This is a genomic window from Levilactobacillus suantsaii (assembly GCF_004115745.1).
Taxonomy (GTDB): Bacteria; Bacillota; Bacilli; order Lactobacillales; family Lactobacillaceae; genus Levilactobacillus; species Levilactobacillus suantsaii.
Map to the genome: position 1 here is coordinate 39,419 of NZ_QXIL01000003.1, position 18,292 is coordinate 57,710.

At 52.1% G+C, this 18,292-nt stretch carries 18 protein-coding genes and 1 riboswitch; of the genes, 1 reads left to right on the forward strand and 17 read right to left on the reverse strand.

Translation table 11 applies throughout. The annotated features are described in order from the left end of the window. Position 1: 1 nt before the first annotated feature. Positions 2-1,201: a CCA tRNA nucleotidyltransferase gene (locus tag DXH47_RS02240; RefSeq protein WP_129031457.1), complete on the reverse strand. Its 1,200-nt coding sequence runs from the start codon at positions 1,199-1,201 to the stop codon at positions 2-4. Positions 1,202-1,372: 171 nt separating this feature from the next. Between DXH47_RS02240 and DXH47_RS02245 the strand changes: the two genes are divergently transcribed. Further along, positions 1,373-2,266, forward strand: a complete 894-nt coding sequence (locus tag DXH47_RS02245; RefSeq protein WP_129031458.1) for a YitT family protein — start codon at positions 1,373-1,375, stop codon at positions 2,264-2,266. A gap of 143 nt (positions 2,267-2,409) precedes the next feature. On the opposite strand, the gene DXH47_RS02250 is transcribed toward DXH47_RS02245, so the two are convergent. The 16 genes from DXH47_RS02250 to pyk all read right to left on the reverse strand — a co-directional run bounded on the left by DXH47_RS02250 (position 2,410) and on the right by pyk (position 18,240). Then, complete coding sequence (locus DXH47_RS02250) at positions 2,410-3,681, reverse strand: tetratricopeptide repeat protein (RefSeq protein WP_129031459.1); 1,272 nt, start codon at positions 3,679-3,681, stop codon at positions 2,410-2,412. 116 nt (positions 3,682-3,797) lie between these two features. Continuing rightward, a complete protein-coding gene (locus tag DXH47_RS02255) occupies positions 3,798-4,073 on the reverse strand; it encodes an HU family DNA-binding protein (RefSeq protein WP_011667553.1) in 276 nt (91 codons plus the stop codon). Positions 4,074-4,313: 240 nt separating this feature from the next. Further along, positions 4,314-5,621 (reverse strand): ribosome biogenesis GTPase Der, encoded by a 1,308-nt coding sequence (gene der, locus DXH47_RS02260; RefSeq protein WP_129031460.1) that lies wholly within the window; start codon positions 5,619-5,621, stop codon positions 4,314-4,316. 100 nt (positions 5,622-5,721) lie between these two features. Beyond that, positions 5,722-7,032, reverse strand: coding sequence for a 30S ribosomal protein S1 (gene rpsA / locus DXH47_RS02265; protein WP_129031461.1), 1,311 nt, complete (start codon positions 7,030-7,032; stop codon positions 5,722-5,724). 73 nt (positions 7,033-7,105) lie between these two features. Beyond that, a complete protein-coding gene (cmk, locus tag DXH47_RS02270; RefSeq protein ID WP_129031462.1) occupies positions 7,106-7,792 on the reverse strand; it encodes a (d)CMP kinase in 687 nt (228 codons plus the stop codon). Between the two features lie 40 nt (positions 7,793-7,832). Continuing rightward, the gene (locus DXH47_RS02275) at positions 7,833-8,459 is read right to left on the reverse strand and encodes a LysM peptidoglycan-binding domain-containing protein (RefSeq protein WP_129031463.1); all 627 of its coding nucleotides are present in this window, start codon (positions 8,457-8,459) and stop codon (positions 7,833-7,835) included. Between the two features lie 60 nt (positions 8,460-8,519). After that, positions 8,520-9,953: a RecQ family ATP-dependent DNA helicase gene (locus DXH47_RS02280; protein ID WP_129031464.1), complete on the reverse strand. Its 1,434-nt coding sequence runs from the start codon at positions 9,951-9,953 to the stop codon at positions 8,520-8,522. Further along, positions 9,950-10,996 (reverse strand): helix-turn-helix domain-containing protein, encoded by a 1,047-nt coding sequence (locus tag DXH47_RS02285; RefSeq protein ID WP_129031465.1) that lies wholly within the window; start codon positions 10,994-10,996, stop codon positions 9,950-9,952. Before DXH47_RS02285 ends, DXH47_RS02280 begins: the two co-directional genes overlap by 4 nt. A 103-nt stretch (positions 10,997-11,099) precedes the next feature. Next, positions 11,100-11,678, reverse strand: a complete 579-nt coding sequence (locus tag DXH47_RS02290; RefSeq protein ID WP_129031466.1) for an ECF transporter S component — start codon at positions 11,676-11,678, stop codon at positions 11,100-11,102. Between the two features lie 107 nt (positions 11,679-11,785). Further along, positions 11,786-11,906, reverse strand: a riboswitch (FMN riboswitch). 62 nt (positions 11,907-11,968) lie between these two features. Next, positions 11,969-12,694, reverse strand: a complete 726-nt coding sequence (locus tag DXH47_RS02295) for a pseudouridine synthase (RefSeq protein WP_129031467.1) — start codon at positions 12,692-12,694, stop codon at positions 11,969-11,971. Further along, complete coding sequence (gene scpB / locus DXH47_RS02300) at positions 12,670-13,287, reverse strand: SMC-Scp complex subunit ScpB (protein ID WP_129031468.1); 618 nt, start codon at positions 13,285-13,287, stop codon at positions 12,670-12,672. The genes DXH47_RS02295 and scpB overlap by 25 nt, the downstream gene beginning before the upstream one ends. After that, positions 13,265-14,050 (reverse strand): segregation and condensation protein A, encoded by a 786-nt coding sequence (locus tag DXH47_RS02305; protein WP_129031469.1) that lies wholly within the window; start codon positions 14,048-14,050, stop codon positions 13,265-13,267. The genes scpB and DXH47_RS02305 overlap by 23 nt, the downstream gene beginning before the upstream one ends. After that, the gene (locus DXH47_RS02310; protein ID WP_129031470.1) at positions 14,004-14,399 is read right to left on the reverse strand and encodes an N-acetyltransferase; all 396 of its coding nucleotides are present in this window, start codon (positions 14,397-14,399) and stop codon (positions 14,004-14,006) included. Before DXH47_RS02310 ends, DXH47_RS02305 begins: the two co-directional genes overlap by 47 nt. A 22-nt stretch (positions 14,400-14,421) precedes the next feature. Next, the gene (gene xerD, locus DXH47_RS02315) at positions 14,422-15,303 is read right to left on the reverse strand and encodes a site-specific tyrosine recombinase XerD (RefSeq protein WP_129031583.1); all 882 of its coding nucleotides are present in this window, start codon (positions 15,301-15,303) and stop codon (positions 14,422-14,424) included. 31 nt (positions 15,304-15,334) lie between these two features. Beyond that, positions 15,335-16,228 carry a CvfB family protein gene (locus DXH47_RS02320; RefSeq protein ID WP_129031471.1) on the reverse strand — a complete coding sequence of 298 codons (894 nt, stop codon included), beginning with the start codon at positions 16,226-16,228 and terminating at the stop codon, positions 15,335-15,337. A 254-nt stretch (positions 16,229-16,482) separates the two neighbouring features. Continuing rightward, entirely contained in the window at positions 16,483-18,240 is a 1,758-nt protein-coding gene (gene pyk, locus DXH47_RS02325) for a pyruvate kinase (RefSeq protein ID WP_129031472.1), read from the reverse strand. Between the last annotated feature and the right edge of the window lie 52 nt (positions 18,241-18,292).

Sequence of the window (18,292 nt, forward strand, 5' to 3'; positions counted from 1 at the left end):
ATTAGTTCAAGGTCTGGGCTTGGGCCAACAGAGCCTCACGGTCGTTGGCCACTACGCCCATCACAACTTGACGTTCTAAGGTTGCTAGGATTTGCCCCAGTTGGGGGCCTGGCTGAACCCCAGCCTGCATCAAGTCCTTACCCGTTAGCGCTACATCCCGCTTTTGCTGAATCGGTAACGCGGCGATTGCTTCAGTCAACTGCTTAGCCCGGTCCGGTGCGCCTAAAATGACCGCCACTTCATTCGCGATAGGGACCCGGTTGGCGCCACAGCGATAAAGTTGCCAGGCATCCAGTGGTTGCGTCATGAGAGCTTGCGCCGCAACGGCCACCGCCTGAACGTCCGTAGCCACCTGGTTAGAGGTCTTCCAATGCTTGAGAAATTGCGTAGTTTGCTCATGGTCCAAGCCAAAACTGAGGCTTAATAACGCCCAAGCTGCCACCTCACCGCTCACCCCAGTGGTCAACCGCTGGGCCAAATGTGTCAAGGCGGCCTCTTGGTGGTCGAAGCCCGGACAATAGCGCCACAATTGTGTCTTTAGCATGGCGTTAAGCCCGCGCTGAGGTGTTTGTCCCGTGAACAGCTTCAGGAGTTCGACCTGGGTCCGTTCGACCGCAATCTTTGCCAGTAAGTTGGCGTGGTCGGCCATGGCCGTTAAGGTCGCCGGCACAATGTCAAAGTCGAGCTGACTGGCAAAGCGGACTGCTCGCATCATTCGCAGAGCGTCTTCGTGGAACCGTTCTTGTGGGTCGCCCACCGCTCTAATCTGACGATTTTTCAAATCAGCTAAGCCATCAAACAAATCGATGACCTCACCATTTTCTCGCATCGCTAATGCGTTAATGGTGAAATCGCGACGTTTTAAATCTTCCCTTAAAGAGCGGACGAAGGTCACGTGGTCTGGGCGCCGAAAGTCCGTATAAGTGGATTCGGAACGAAAGGTCGTGGTTTCGTATCCCGTACCGTGATCGAGAATCATCACGGTCCCATGGTCGATACCGGTATCGACCGTCCGCTTAAAAAGGTGTTTGATTTCATCGGGGTACGCACTCGTGGCGATATCGACATCGTGAATCTTCTTGCCTAAAATCGTGTCACGGACACTGCCCCCGACAAAATAGGCCTCAAAACCAGCCTGTTCGATGGTCTGTAAGACCGGTCGGGCGAGCTCAAAGTCCCGTGGTAAATGTTCTAACTGCATAACGTCTCCCCCCTTGCCAGGTTATCGAAAAGTCTTCCTTTGCTAGTCTAACAGATTACCGCGCAGAATTGAATGTACAGACCGCAGTGACCTGGCTGTCCGCTGCGGGAAAACACGTCACTTATGCTATCATGAACCTATCAAGTTTATTTTGGTTGGAGGGGACATGGTATGCAACAAGTTCAAGAGGAAAAAATTCGGGTGTTGGACCTGCTGATGATTGGCTTAGGGTGTGAGGCCTTGGCGTTCAGCTTAGTGTTCTTTAACATTGCAAATCATTTTGCAGATGGTGGTATCTCCGGGATTACCTTGATCATTCGGGCGCTGTTTCACTTCGACCCAGCCTATTCCACGATTCTCATCAACGTCCCCTTGTTGGCCATCGGATACCGCTACTTGGGCAAGCAATCATTGATTTATACCGTTTATGGCACCGTCATGCTCTCGGTCTTTTTGTGGATCTGGCAACGGGTCCCCATCGCTATCGATTTACGGGGAGACCTTTTGTTGGCGGCCCTGGCAGCTGGCATCACTGGGGGCTTTGGGTCCGGATTGATTTACCGTTATGGTGGCACGACCGGCGGGACTGATATCGTCGCTCGGATCCTGGAACGTTTCTTAGGTGTTCCCATGGGTCAGTCGTTACTCTGGTTAGACGTCATTATCTTACTGATTTCGTTAGTCTACATCAATGTTCCCCACATGGCCTACACCCTGATTTATTCGTTCATTATGACGCGTATTGTCAACTTCACGCAAGAAGGTGCCTACGCAGCACGGGGCATCATCGTCATCTCGGACCAATACCAGGTCATCACCAACGCCATCATGGACCGTTTGCAGCGGGGCGTGAGTCTAGTGAATGGTGAAGGCGGCTATTCTCACCGGGAACGCAAGATTATTTACGTGGTGGTAGCCCCGCACGAGTTACACACTCTGCGGCAAATCATCACGGATTGCGATCCTCACGCCTTTGTGTCGATTATTAGCGTCGCCGAGGCCCTGGGAGAAGGCTTCAGCTTTGCGGTCCCCAAACGGCGTCTCTGGGACCGAATTAAGCGTTGACCGGTTTTGCCGGTTTGGTTTCTGGCAACCGCGGGTTTTGCGGTTGCTTGTTTTTGGTGATGGTTTAAGTTAAAGTAATTTTTATATAACTGCTCAATTAAAAAAAGGATTGTTCCGCACCGGCAACAATCCCTCTCTCAGCTTTAATCGATATCTTCGTCGTGATAGCTATCCAGCAGTAACGCCATGTCGGCATCGTCCGGCACTAATTTGACGTAAGCCGTTAGTAATTTGACGGCTTGGTCGCGGGCGCCCTCTTCTCGGTAGAAGTAGACGGCTGGCTTCAAAAAGTCCGGTTGATCCATGAAGAACGGTGCCGCTGCGTCGTAGTACTGCCGCGCATGAGCAAAGTCCTCCTGATGGACCGCCGTAACGGCCAGGTTCCAGTAAAGTTGCGGGTCCGCCCCATCTTCGCTCAGGTACGGCCGGACCAACGCCACGTTTTCGTCCCAGCGTTCTTGCTTGACGTACAAGTTACTCAACTGAATAACGGCACTCAAATCGTCAGCATCCAGGCCGTGGCCCTTCTTCAAATATTTCTCAGCTAATTTCTCGTCATCGAGCCGAGTCGCCACGTGGGCAGCCTGAAGCCAGAGCTTCTCGTTGTACTGGTCGACACCGAGGCCTTCCTGTAACGTGGTCAGCGCTTCGGGAAGGCGATTCTCTTCTTCTAAGGATTGCCCTAGATACGGGTACAACGACGTGTAATTCGGGTCACTATCCTTGAGTTCTTCAAACAAGTGGATGGCGCTCGGCCGTTCCTTGAGTTGCAGGTAGGTAAAGGCCGTCTCAAACTTCACGTCTGCCGTCATGTCCCCGGGGTGAATCTGCTTGAGGTAGCCGATAGCCTGTTCAAACCGCCCCGCGTTGGCATAAGCCACTCCGAGCCGTTCAACCAAGTTCACCCGCGATAGACTGGTCGTGCCAGCCTTGATCAAATCCAAATACAGTGGAATGGCCTTCCGGAACTCGCGCATAGTGAAGTATAACTCGGCCAGCGCAAAGGTGATTACCGGCTCGTCGGGGGCTAATTTCTTGGCCGTCAGGAGCTTCTGTTCACTGACCTCAAAGAGTTCCTGGGTCTGATACAGATCTGCAGCGACCATCAAGGACTGGACGTACGCCGGCGAATCCGGCTTGACCTGGTTCAAATAATCGAGAGCCTCATCGTTCTTATCCTCATCGATGGCGATGTCGGCTAAGTTAGTCCGTAACTCGTCTTCATCGGGGTACTTCGCCAACAGTTTTTCATAAATTCGCCGGGACTGGTTCAAGAAGCCTAACGAATACAGCTCCTCCGCTAAGCTAAACAGCGTGTCATCGTCATCGTGCCGCAGTGCTAACGCGTACTGCTTCTTAAACGCCGCGAGTTGTCCCTTTTCCAGTTGATCCAATGCGGTTTGTGCGTAACTCATCTGCTTTGGCCTCCTCAGCTCATCAAATTACAACTCTTCAACTTATTATCGGTGCGTAATAAAAAACCAGTCCGACGACCGGGCTGGCCTTTTATCCATTAAATAGTTAAGGTTAATTATTTAACGGCGTCCTTTAAAGCCTTCCCTGGCTTGAACGCAGGGACTTTGCTTGCAGGAATTTGGATTTCTTGTCCAGTTTGTGGGTTACGGCCCTTACGAGCTGCACGTTCACGGACTTCAAAGTTACCAAAGCCGATTAATTGAACCTTTTCGCCTTTAGCTAACGTTGCTTGGACAGAATCGAAGACTGCATCAACTGCAGCCGTTGCGTCCTTTTTAGTTAAACCCGTTGCAGTTGCAACATCGCTAACCAATTGTGCTTTGTTTGCCATTTTGAATTCACCTCCTGAACAGAAGATTAGACGTTGGCCATCTAGTGATCATTTTTGAGTGGTCCAAAAATGATGAAACAAATACGGGGAAACCGCATCATTTCTTTATCAAAGATAGCACAGGAATCCTTATATGACAAGGGATAACGGCATTTTTTAAGCAGATTCCCGCATTATTTTATGATTTTCGTCATTTTCGCCGATTTTTCGACGAAAAGGTTGACATCGCGGGGCTAAACACTACTTTCGCGCCCGTTCGATTAGGTGCAACGGGGTCCCCTCAAAATCGAAGTGTTCCCGAATTTGGTTTTCCAAAAAACGTTCGTAGGAGAAGTGCATCATCTTCGGGTCGTTGACGAAGACCACGAAGGTCGGCGGTGCTACCGCGACCTGCGTCGCATAGTAGACCCGTAGCCGCTTCCCGTTATCTGAAGGCGTCGGGTTCAAGGCAATCGCGTCCATGATGACGTCGTTCAACGTTGCAGACTGGACCCGTTGCTTGTGGTTAGTGGCCACACGCTTGATCAGTGCCGGCAATTGGTCCAACCGTTGGCCGGTTTTAGCGGACACAAAGAGAATCGGCGCGTAACTCAGGTACTGGAATTCAGCGCGAATCAGGTTTTCGAAATCCGTCAACGTATGATTATCCTTATTCAGGGTATCCCACTTATTGACCAAGATAATAATGCCCCGGCCCGCTTCGTGCGCGTATCCGGCGACCCGTTTATCCTGTTCCCGGATGCCTTCCTCGGCGTTCAAAACCACCAGGACCACGTCAGAATCGTCAATCGCACGCATGGCCCGCATCACACTGTAACGTTCCGTGTTCTCGTAGACCTTCCCGCGCTTACGGATCCCAGCCGTATCGACCATGGTGAAGCGGGTGTCATTGGCCGTGAACTTGGTATCGATGGCATCTCTGGTGGTCCCAGCAATGTCAGAAACGATGACCCGTTCTTCGCCCAACAGGGCATTGACCAACGAAGATTTCCCCACGTTGGGCCGGCCAATCAAGCTAAAGCGAATCGAATCGTCCTTCGGTGCCCCATCATCGGTCGGAAAGTTCTTCACGATTTCGTCTAAGAGGTCCCCTAAACCTAACCCATGGGCCCCCGAAACGGGATAGGGATCTCCGAAGCCTAACGCGTAAAAGTCATAGACTGTTTCGCGAACCTCCGGATTATCGGCTTTGTTGACCGCCAAAATCACCGGTTTCTTCGAGCGATAGAGAATCTTGGCCACCTTTTCGTCAGCGTCCGTGACACCTTCCGGGGCACTAGCCACCAACACGATCACGTCGGCCTCATCGATGGCAATTTCTGCCTGCTGGGTGATTTGGGTGAGAAACGGTTCGTCACCCATATCAATCCCTCCGGTGTCAATCATCCGAAACTCCGTCCCCAACCACTCTGCTGGGGCATAGATCCGGTCCCGGGTGACCCCGGGCGTATCTTCTACGATGGAAATGCGTTCGCCAGCGATCCGATTAAACAGGGTAGATTTACCCACGTTTGGCCGACCAACAATGGCGACTACGGGATAAGCCATCGTCATCCCTCCTTTTAGCAATGTTTTTTAACCGACAAGAAAAGGATCCAGAACGCAACTCTTCAAGTTTCGCTCTAGACCCTTTTAACTCGACTTTTAACTAGTCTTTGTTATTTTCCTGGTTTTCGATGTCCTTTTTCAGGCTGTCGCCAATCAGGTCACCTAAAGAGAAGCCAGTGCTTTCTTCTGGGGCGTTAGCCGTTGAAGTTTCAGCAGAGTTCCGGTTGTTCCGGCGTGAACGGGAACCACCATTGCCGCGGTTATTGTTCCGTGGCCGGTTGTTGCCGTTGTCGCGACCTTCGTCACCAGATTGTGGCTTTTCTTCCAAGGCCTTGATGGACAACGCTAAACGGTGATCGTTTGGCCGCACGTCCAAGACCTTGACCTTGATTTCTTGACCTACTTGCAAGACGTCAGCTGGCGTCGCAATGTGTTGGTGAGAAATCTGGGAAATGTGAACTAACCCTTCAACGCCAGGGAAGACTTCCACAAAGGCGCCGAAGCTGGTCAGGCGCTTAACTTTACCTTCTAAGACACTGCCTTGAGGGGCCTTGTCTTCGATGCCTTCCCAAGGTTCTGGTAAGGTTTGCTTGATGGACAAGGAAATCCGGTTCCGGTCTGGATCAACAGATAAGACCTTAACCTTCACTTCTTGGCCGACCTTCAAGACGTCACTTGGCTTTTCAACCCGTTCGTAGGCGATTTCGGAAACGTGAACTAACCCGTCCACACCGCCAAGGTCTACAAAGGCACCGAAGTTGGTCAAACGAGCAACCTTACCTTCAACCGTGTCACCAGCTTGTAACTCAGCCATGATCTTTTCCCGTTGCGCAGCGCGTTGCTTTTCAACAATGGCCCGGTGGGATAAGATTAAGCGGTTTTCACTAGGTTCGATTTCCACGATCTTGAATTCCAAAGTTTGACCCTTGAATTGGGACAAATCTTCAACGAAGTGGTCAGAAACCATGGATGCCGGAACAAAGCCCCGGACACCAGCATCAACGACCAAGCCACCCTTAACGACCTGGGTCACTGGAACCGTCAACGTATGACCGGCTTCGTATTCTTTTTGAATATCGTCCCAGACCTTCCGGGCTTCCAAACGACATTGGGAAAGCAAGTAGCTTCCGCCTTCCTTATCGTTACCAATCCGTGAGATTACGACGAGGTCTAAAACGTCCCCGACTTTAATTACTGATTTAATATCATCAACTGGCTTCGTGGAGAGTTCCTTACGCGGAACGACCCCTTCGATTCCAGTTTCACCGATTCCAACGATTGCTTGTTGATCGTCGTCGATTGCTAAGATTTCACCCTTAACAACATCGCCGACCTTCACGTTATCCACGTTATTCAACGCGTTTAGCAAATCGTTGTTATCATTGTTTTGACTCGTGCCATTTTCACTCATGCGAATATTTCCTCCTTGCGACAACTCTAAACACCATTTTATCTGATTATAGCGATAAAAGCTAGTAAAATGCCTATTTCTCTTGCATTTCTTTTTCGCGAATAATTTCAGCGATCCGATCCGCCACTTGTTCAATCGATAATGACGTGGTATCTAACCGAATGGCATCGGTTGCTTGGGTCAACGGAGAAACAGCTCGAGTCGAATCTTTCCGGTCCCGTTCTTCAATTTCGTGCTTCAACGTGGCTAAAGGTGTGGTGATGCCTTTAGCCGCATTATCCTTCAATCGGCGTTGCGCCCGTTCTGCCACGCTCGCCACCATGAAAATTTTGACCTGCGCGTTAGGTAGCACGGTAGCGCCGATATCGCGACCGTCCATGACGATGCCGCCCTCGGCCGCAATTTGCCGTTGGCGCGACGTAAGTTCTTTACGAATTGCAGGTAAAGCCGACACCTGTGAGACCGAATTGGTCACGTCCGGTTGCCGAATCGCTAACGTCACTTCGGTGTCGTCGACGAAGACCTTTTGCGTCGGGGTCCCTGGTTCAAACCGAATCTCGCTGTGTGCGAGTAAATCGGCGATTTTGGCTTCATCGCCTAAATCAGTTCCCGTTTGCAGTGCCTTCCACGTGATGGCCCGGTACATCGCCCCGGTATCACAATAAATATAATGAAAACGTTGTGCCACAATTTTGGCAACCGTGCTCTTCCCTGCGGAGGCCGGCCCATCAATGGCAACTTGTAACCCTTGCTTAGCCATACTGTCTAACTCCTATAATTAAAATGATTTTAAAGGTTGATTAACGAATCCGTAACCGTTGGCCTGGATGGACCGTCGCCCCAGAAGATAACCCGTTCAGCTCTAGTAATTTCTGTTCCGAGATACCCGCATTGGTTGCGACCCGGTAGACCCCTTGGCCAGATTCAACCGTGGTGTACTTTTTACTGGTACTGCTGCTGGACGACGAGGTCGCCTGGCTACTGGATGCCGCCTGACTACTCGAAGTTGTTGTCGTGGTGTCGGCAGCCGAAGAACTGCTAGTCGCGGTCTCCGTCGAACTAGCAGTTGTCGTCTTCGTATCCGAACTATCTTTGGCCTTTTTGGTCGCTTGTTTCTTCGCGTGGTGACTCGAACTTTTGGCACTCGTCGACTTAGAACTCGACGAGCCGGCGGCGACCTTCTCCGTATTGTTGTTCTGGGGCCGATTGACCGAACTCTGCCGGGCCAGACCGTAAACCAATGAAGCCGCCGCAATAACAATAATAATAGCCACCAAAATGACCGTTACCATGGTATTACTATGATTTTGGCGTCGCGTCTTCGTTCGCGACAGGTTCCCCTGATCGTCCCGATCATCAGCAAACGACTGTTCCCACGGCCGCGACGTTTGGTCCTTAGGCGTTTGCTCGTCACGTTTCTGACTCATCATCTAACCTCCCTGAAAAACTTCCACCGGTAATTGTACCATACCCCATCGTTGAATTCCTTAATTATTCGATAAAAATAGCGTTTCTAAACGGGCGCGCCAGTCCAGTGTGACGGGGTTTACCGCCGGTTGAACCGTCCGTTTTAAGCCAAGGGCAGCTAAGTCTAATGGGACCTTAGCCGGGGCACAACACTTCGCCGTGTGTGTCGAGTCCGCCTGTCCAAATGCCGTTAACCAGCGGTCACGCAAACAATCTGGTTCACGGGCATACGCCAGCATTTGGGCCAGTGCGTGATGCCGTTCTTGCTCACGACGGGTAAATAACGTCTGCACCGCTGCCAGCGAAATCCCATGTTGATAGTAAAACGTCAACAGAGCGATGCCCGGATCATCGGAATCGAAAGCCTGCGGATGGGCGTAAAACCGCTGTATGGTCGTGTCATCGGGCCGGTTGGCCTCCATCAAGGTCAGTGGCAAGCGTTCATCTCCCGGCGCCGACAATAACACGGCCAAGCTCTGTTGCCCATCCCGGCCAGCTCGGCCCATTTCTTGGGCGTAACTCCCTAAATCAGTGGGCAAGTGGTAATGGATCACGTAGCGAATATCGTTCTTATCGATCCCCATCCCAAACGCACTGGTCGCACAGATCACTGCCAATTCGCCTGCCATAAACTGTTGTTGAATCTTAAAGCGATCCTCGCTGGACAAACCCGCATGATAAGCAGCAATCGGTAACCCCGTTTGTTCCTGTAACCATTGGGCCATGTCGCTGGCCAGTTGTTTGCTTGAGAAGTAGACCACTCCCGGAAAAACTAACTGAGAGACCAATTGTAAGAGGCGCTCCCGCTTCTCAGCATCGTTAGCGACCGCCTCCACATCGAGGAAGATGTTTGGCCGGTCAATGGATTCCGTGATGATCTGCGGCGTTGTGCGCAACTGTTTGGCGATTTCGTGTTGGGTGGCAGAATCGGCCGTGGCTGTTAACATCAACGTCAACGGTCGTGCCAATCTTTCCCGGATTGCCCCCAACAATAAGTATTCTGGCCGAAAATCCGGTCCCCACTGGACGATGCAGTGGGCCTCGTCGATCACTAGCAAACTGAGCCGCAGTTGTTGGACTTGCGCCAACATCGTGGGCTGAGCTAACATCTCTGGCGACAAGAATAAGAACTGATAGTCCGCGAAGTGGGCCAAAATCACCTGGCGTTCCGCGTAACTGGTCAACGACGTAATGGCTGCGACCCGGCGAAACCCGGCCACGCGCATCCGGTTGACTTGGTCGGTCATCAACGCTAACAACGGTGACACGATAAGGACGCAACCAGCATGCCGGTACCCGTAGAGCTGATAAATTAAGGTTTTACCGGCTCCAGTCGGAAGAACGGCCAAGGTATCCTGGTGTTGTTCAAGTGCCGTTAGGGCGGCTTGTTGTCCTTCACGAAAGGTTGTGTGCCCGAAGCCACGTTTCAAACTCGCCGTCAATGATTCCATCATGCCATCTCACCTTGCTTTCCGCACCAAATCGCGAGTAACCGAAAGGTGAAAAAATCGTAACGTGCCTGCAGTTCTGGCGTCAACGCCATATATTCCCAGTCATCTAGTGCTCCGGGCAATGCTGCGAGCAGGTCCTGGCGTGTCGTCTGCGGCAATAAGCGGTCGTAAGGCACCGCGGTCACCGGCAACATGATGGCGGCTTCTAACAGATGTTCGCGCACCGTGCTGGGTTTGATGTGCCGCTGTTGAGCGACCTGATCTAACGATAACGACGTGGTCGTCACAGCAGCTAACGTGGCTTGCGCACTACGCGTCACCGGCGTTTGCCAGGCCGGTGCCAAGAGGGGGTGTAACGGATGGTCACGCTTTCGAGCATCGGTCGCAATTTGAATCACCCCGTCGACTCGCCGTAAGTAAATCTCCCAGGCCGATTCTTGGTAGGTCCGCGCTAGCTGGGCCGTGGTCTGGCCAGGTTGCTGATACCCACTCAAACCAGCCGTTGTCACCATCGCCGTCAATTCTGGCAATTGGGTCAAACTGTGCGTCAAAGCCGTGAGCACCATTTGTGCTAAAGCTGTGCTTTTAATTTGGTGAAACCACTGTCGAACCGCTTGCTGCGTCGCGAGATCCGTCATCAAAGGATAGTACTGCACGTTATGATGGGCGTACTGTGAGACCACCTGGACAGCTAAAAAGAGTCGTTGCGTCACTAATTTCAAATCAACTCGTGGCCAGGTCAAAGCCGTTTGCGGGTGATAATAAGTCGTCGCCTGTTGCTGCGTATGCCCCGCTGGCGTTAGTCGTAACTGGGGCTGCTCATCTTGCGTCCAGGCGGCTAATCGTTGGGTCACCAAAGTCTGCGCTACCTGGTCCAACGCGCCCCGCTGTAACGCCTTATCGAGGCCTAGTAAGTAGAGGAGTCCGTACCGTTGCCCCCAATACAGAGTGGACACGGTTTTACGGCCCCGTAAGAGATTCTCAATCACCCGCAAGCGCCGCACCTGCCGCTGGCTTAACAACTGTAATAGGTCTTGCGGTGTCACCGCACTCCCCCCTTTCGTTCGTTTAGTCTTCTTTAGTTTACCATAATCAAAAGGGGGCCAACCACACGGTCGACCCCCTTCAACAAAACTTTACATGAAATTTTTAATTTTGATGCTGACCGAGCCAATTACCGAGACGCTTATGCAACAAGATGAACAGGAAGCCCAGGACGGCCCCCTTGATCAGGTTGAATGGCACGATACCAAACAGGACCAACTTCGGAACGGGCAAGCTCAAGGACATGCCCCAAACCTTTAAGTACAACGGCGTGATGAACCACAGGTTAGCGAGCGACAACACAATCGTCAAACTCAAAGTCCCCGCAATAACCGCTAAGACCTGCCGGGAAAGCGTCGCTGGCTTATGCTTCAACACGGCACTGATCGGCACGATGTACACGATGTCCGCAATAAACGCCGTGAAGATTCCAATGAAGTTCATGACGTCTAGCCCCGTTGACACGAAGTAGAGCAGTTCCTTAACCGCTGCAATCAAAATCGCACCCCCGGCGCCGAAAATACTCATCCCAAGTAATACCACCAAATCACTGAAGTCGAGCTTCATGTAGGGCACAATCGGGATAATCGGTAACGAAATAAACATCAGGACGTACGACACCCCTGCAAACAACGCCATCTCGACCATCGCGCGAACGCTAATTCCCTGTTGTCGACTTTCCATAACTCTGTTCCTCCTTACGGTCATCTCACACACGGCGGGACCAAAAAAGGCCTCGCCGCAGAAGGGCAAGACCTTGTTGATTACGTCAGGAAGCGCAAAGAGCAACGTCTCATCTTCTGCATACCAGACTTTACTGTCGGCTTCGGAATTGCACCGAATCAACCACATCGCTGTGGGTCGCGGACTTTTACCGCCGGTCGGGAATTTCACCCTGCCTTGAAGATGAACCTAATTAATTTTAATTACACACTTAATATGCAAACTTTCTTAAAGTTTGTCAAGACTTTCACTTACTTTGTTAAGCCCGTGAGGCGTTTTAATTCCTTTAATTCTTCGGGTTTTAAGTGGCGGGACTCTCCCGGCTGCAAACCCTTGAGAGTCAGGAAACCGTACTGCTCGCGCTTTAGTTTTTCAACGGGATACCCCACGGCCTCCAGCATTTTTTTGACCTGATGGTTGCGCCCTTCATGAATCGTGAGCTGCACGATCGCCGTCTGTTTCTTTTTGTCCGCGCTCAGGACCTTGGACTTTGCCGGTGCATAGTGATCGTCGTCCACGGTTATTCCTTGACGCAACTGGCGCATGGCGTCGTTACTGGGAATCCCCGTGACCCGGGCCACATAAACTTTCTCGACTTCGTAACGGGGGTGGGTCAACCGATTCGCCAGTTCCCCATCGTTCGTCAAAAGCAATAGGCCTGACGTGTCGTAATCCAGACGGCCGACCGGGTAGATCCGTTGGGGCACGTCTTCAATCAAGTCCACGACCGTCCGCCGCTTTTTCTCGTCGTGGGCCGTCGAGATTACCCCACGGGGCTTATACAACAGCATGTATACCGGTGTTTCCGTTGTGATGGGGACGTTATCGACTAAGATCTTATCGTGCACGCCCACCTTGGTCCCTAGTTCGGTCACCACGGCTCCGTTGACCTTGATGTGGCCACTCATAATCAGTTTCTCCGCTTGCCGCCGGGAGGCTACTCCCGCGTGGGCTAAGACTTTTTGGAGTCGTTCCATGTCTTGTCATCTCCTGAATTCAATTGTTGGTTAAAGGCCTGTAAAAACAAGTCCCCTTCATCGCCGTTGGCTTCAGCGGGGGTCGCCGCAGCCGGTAATGGGGGTAAGTCTTGTAACTGTTTTAAGCCGAAGTAATCTAAAAAGTAATCGGTGGTCCGATAAATTTTGGGCCGTCCTGGTTCATTTAACCGCCCAGCAGGTTCGATCAGCCGGCGCAAAACCAGTTTTTGGACCGTCGACGTGCTCTGTACGCCCCGAATCTCATCAACTTCGATTCGGGTAATCGGTTGCCGATAAGCAATGATGGCCAGAACTTCTAAGGCCGCCGGGGACAAAGCCGTACTCAGTGGACTTTCAAAGTAGCGCTGAATCACGGGGCTGAGCGCCGCCTTAGTGACCAAACGATACGTGGTGTCATTGACCATCAGTTCCAAAGCCGAATTCTCATCGGCCGTATACTTTTCGGCCAACCGCTCTAGATTCGCCAAAATGGCCGGGCGTAATAGCCCGGTCACGGTCGCCAAATCGGCAACCGTCATCCCCTCGTCACCGCTGACGAACAGTAAGCTTTCAATCTGTGCGAGTGGTGTCATCGACCAAGCCCCCTTCTTGACGTGCACTAACTTCCAGTGGCACTAACCGACTGGCTTGGCGTAGCGTGACCTGCCGCTGACGAGCTAATTCGAGTACCGCCAAAAAGGTCGTCACGACTTCGTCTAAGACTGGTGCCGGCCCAAATAACCGGTCAAAAGCTACCGGTCGCGTTGTCCTCAGCAATCGTTGTAGGACCGTATGCATCTGGTGCTTGATTGTGAAATGTTCCGATGCCACGTGCTGGGTCACCGGCCGAGTCGCGGTCGCTCGGTGCGCTAAGTGAATCAACGTCGCTTGCAGATCGTTGACCGTTACTCCGGGAGCCACGGTCAACGGCGTATCTGCCGGCACCGGCATGGCTGGACGGGTGAAGTGTTGTTGACGTGCTTGCGCGCGTTTTTTTAACACGGCCGCGGCGCGTTGGTAACGCTGATACTCGACTAGTTGGGCCACCAATTCGGCCCGCGGATCATCAGGTTCATCGTCATCATCCGCCGGGGCTAAGGTCTGCGGCTTCGGCAGTAAGAGTTTGGCCTTAATAGCCATCAAATTAGCCGCCATCACGAAGTATTCCCCAGCAACGTCCAACCGCAACGTCTGTAACTGGTGTAAATAAGTCAAGTACTGACTGGTGATGGTGGTGATGCGGATATCGTAAATATCCATTTTATTCGTTTTAATCAGGTGTAATAAAAGATCTAATGGGCCTTCAAAGTCACTGACTTGAATCAGTGGCTGGCCGGTCGAGGTGGTTTTGTCCATGCTGAAATTCCCACTTTGCAATAATCTGTGATGTCGCGAGGGTCCCCATCAGTCGCTGTTTTGGGGTCGCGGTCGCGAGTTGGTCGAGCATTTGCCATTCATTGGTGGTCGATTGTTTGTCCGGCATCAGCCCGACCAGCCGGACGATGATGTAATTGGCTTGCAGTTCGGTTCCCACGACCCCTGCAAAATCATCGTACTGGTCTTTCCATAAATATAACGTGCGGTCGTCACCGCCCTGGTACCAGGTCAATTCCTGTTGGAGTCGGTCCCAGTCCTTAAATGCGGGTAACAAACTCATAATTCCCATCGCAATTTTTTGATAGTCACTCCGATACTTTAATAACATCCGTGCGCCTCCAATTTTCGCGTTAGGCCCGGGGGTGATACCGGTCATAGACGGCCGCCAGGCGCTGCTTCGAAATGTGCGTGTAAATCTGTGTCGTGGTGATATCGGCGTGCCCCAACAATTCCTGCACGACCCGCAAATCAGCCCCGTTCTCCAAAATGTGCGTGGCAAACGAGTGGCGCAGGGTGTGGGGCGTTACGTCTTTTTTGATATCCGCTAACGCCACGTAATGCTTGATCTTTTGCCAAATGGCCTGGCGGGTCAAGCCGCCGCCGTGAGCGTTCAAGAACAAATATGGACTGGTCCGCCGCTTCAATAGAACCAGGCGACTGGTCTTGAGATACCGGGTAACCCAGTCACAAGCCACGTCGCCGATGGGGACGATGCGCTCCTTGCCTCCCTTACCTAGGGTCTGCAAGAGGCCCATCTCCAGGTGCAAATCACTGAGCTTCAAATGCACGAGTTCGCTGACCCGCAAACCCGTGGCGTACAGGACCTCCAGCATTGCGCGGTCGCGCACCCCGTATTTCGTGGTCACGTCGGGCGTCGCTAAAAGCCGGGTGACCTCGGCGACCGTCAAGACCGCCGGTAAATGTTCGGCGTGCTTGGGGGCGGCCACGTTAGCCATCGGGTTTTCTGTGAGCTGATGAGTCTCCATCAAGTATCGGTAATATTTTCGCAGGGCCGAGACCGCGTGAATCACCGAATTCCGCGATTTTCCCTGTTGGGTGAGCGTCGCCAAATACGCCATCAACTGGGACCGGTCGCAAGCCTTAAAATCGTTTATCTGCCGGTGCTGTAAATACGCCGCTAGTTCGCGTAATTCCTGGGCGTAGCTGGTCACCGAATTTCGGGCCAAGCCCTGCTCGACCGTCAAATAATGGGTGAAATCCGCAATCGCCATTTCAAATGGTCGCACCCGACCGCCCCCTTACTTAAGCCTGCGGTGCCGAATCGTCGGTCGCTTGATCGGTGACCAACCAAAGCTGTCCGTCGTGTTGGGTGATCTTGCGGTCCTTTAAGAGGTGGCCGATGGCCCGCTTGAACTGGCCCTTGCTAATGCCAAAGTAGGCCCGAATTGCGGCCGGCGAACTTTTGTCGCTGAACTCTAAATGGCCAGCTTCGCTATGTTCCAACGCCGCCAGCAACATGGCGGCATCGTCATCGATAGCTTCGTAGGCTCTAGGCTTTAAGGATAAGTTCAACGTCCCGTCGTCGTGCACGCCGATGATTCGCCCGTGGACTTCCGCCCCTAAATGCGGTTCAACGTCCCGTTCATCCGGGTGAATGAACCCCAACTCGTAGTGGTCGGTCATGACTCGGGTCCCGACGAGTTTGTTTTGGACCACGGTCGCCGTCACGTTGGCATTTTCCATCCGCTTCTTACCCGGTTGTGCAATCGCATGGAAGATATCCATGTCGGCCAGTACGCCCCAAAGGCGTTGCTTGTGGTCTTCGCGCAACGCGATCAACAGCTTGTCACCTTGCTGTGGCCACAGTTCCATCATGCTCGGCAGGTCATCTAACGAGACGACCATATCCTTGTTGGGCAAGCCGATGTCCACAAATACTCCGAGCGTTCGCTGGCTCCGGACTACCGTGCCCCAACCATAGTGGTCCACCTGGACCTGCGGGGCGTTCCGGGTAATGGTCAGATGATGATCTTCACTTTCGTACGCGAAGCCCTTAAACGTGGCCCCCGCTCTCAAAGGTTTTTTGATTTCTTGCTTGGCCAGCCGAAAAGTGGTGCCTTCCGCTTGAACGAAATAGTCCGTTTCGTTTTCGTCGGTCACACTTCCCGTAATCATACGGCCTAATAAGTTTTCCATAATTTCCTCGTTTCTGGATGGGAATGACCCCATCCGGGTCTCAATCGATCGATTTTGTGGACCGTACCGGATAAATCAAGTACCTAGTACCGGCCACTGCCGTTCGTTCTCAAAGTCGCTAACTTGTATTCTACACGGAAATCTCCCAACTAGCGAGGGGCGCGACGCAAAAAAGCCGTTTTTCTCCCGGTCGACCCGTAAAAAAACGGACTCACCAATTGGCAAGTCCGTTTCAATCATTAATTTAATGTCGCTTAAAGTGCGTTAGAAGCACCGTGGTAAACGATTCCCCGACGAGAATCGACCGTAATCAATTCACCATCAGAAATCTTATCACTGGCCCCAGCAGCGCCCACGATCACTGGAATTCCCATGGAAATTCCAACGACTGCGGCGTGAGAAGTCAACCCACCGTTTTCAACGATAACGGCGCTGGACTTTTCGATAGCTGGTAAGTAGTCCTTGTCGGTGTTCTTGGCAATCAAGATACCACCTTCAACGGTCTTGGCGTTGGCTTCAGCAGCAGAGTTGGCAATCACTGCCTTACCGATGACCGTATCGTCGCCGACACCTTGACCTTGAACGAGCTTGGAACCAATCAATTGGATCTTCATCAAGTTCGTCGTGCCTCGTTCGCCAACTGGAACCCCAGCGGTGATCAGGATTAAGTCGCCTTCCTTAGCCAAGCCCGTTTCAACGGCCTTAGCTGCGGCTAAGTCGAACATTTCATCGGTGTTGGATGGCTTTTCGGTCACGATTGGGTAAACGCCCCAGTTAACCATTAAGCCACGCCGAGTCCGGTCATCAAAAGTGACCGCTAAGATGTTCGCGTTTGGCCGGTACTTCGAGATCATCTTGGCCGTGTAACCTGATTCGGTTGCCGCCACGATAGTCTTAACACCCAATTGTTGCGCAACCCGAGCAACGGAAGCCCCGATAGATTCGGTGACGTCACCGTTGTCAAAGCTCAAGTTGTCACGACCAAAGTCAGCCAAAGCATTTTCAGCCTTGATGTCGATTTGGTTCATGGTTGCAACGGATTGAACTGGGTATTCCCCGTTGGCACTTTCACCGGATAACATGGTAGCGTCAGTCCCATCAAAGACGGCGTTAGCCACGTCAGAAGCTTCGGCACGCGTTGGGCGTGGGTTTTCTTGCATGGAGTCCAACATTTGGGTAGCCGTGATAACTGGCTTACCTAACAAGTTGCACTTCTTGATGAGGGCTTTTTGAACCAACGGGACGTTTTCCGTTGGGATTTCAACCCCCATGTCCCCACGAGCAACCATTAACCCATCGGACACCTTGATAATGTCGTCAAAGTTGTTGATACCTTCTTGAGATTCGATCTTTGGGAAGATTTGAACGTGTTCCATGTGCTTTTCTTCGAGCAGTTCACGAATGTCCATCACATCTTGTGGCTTCCGAACGAAGGAAGCAGCGATGAAGTTGATTTCGTGGTCCAAACCAAAGCGAATATCGTCGGAGTCCTTTTCCGTGATCCCAGGTAAGTTGATGGAAACACCAGGGGCGTTGACACCCTTCCGGGAACCTAAGACACCGTCGTTTTGAACCTTAACCAACAATTCCTTAGTAGCATCGTCCTTCTTTTCAACGACCGTGTCTAACAATCCATCGTCGAATAAGACGTGGCCACCTTCATGGACGTCATCGAACAAGCCAGGGTAAGTGACCGCAATCTTGTCCTTCGTTCCCTCTAAGGAAGCATCCATGGAAATACGGAATTCGTCGCCAGTGTTGAATTGGAGCTTGCCGCCCTTTTGAACGGTCGTCCGGATTTCAGCACCCTTCGTGTCCAGCATAATGCCGACAGTCTTACCAGTAATCTTTTCCGCCTTGTGGACGTTTTCCAAACGGCCAAGGTGTTCTTCGTGATCACCATGGGAGAAGTTGAACCGGAAAATGTTAGCTCCGGCCTCGATCAACTTAACGATGGTATCCACGTCAGTACTTGCAGGACCAAGGGTACTTACAATCTTGGTTTTCTTCATTAGAAAAATCTCTCCTTTAGAATTGGCACGAATTCGGTCGCCAAACAGAAAG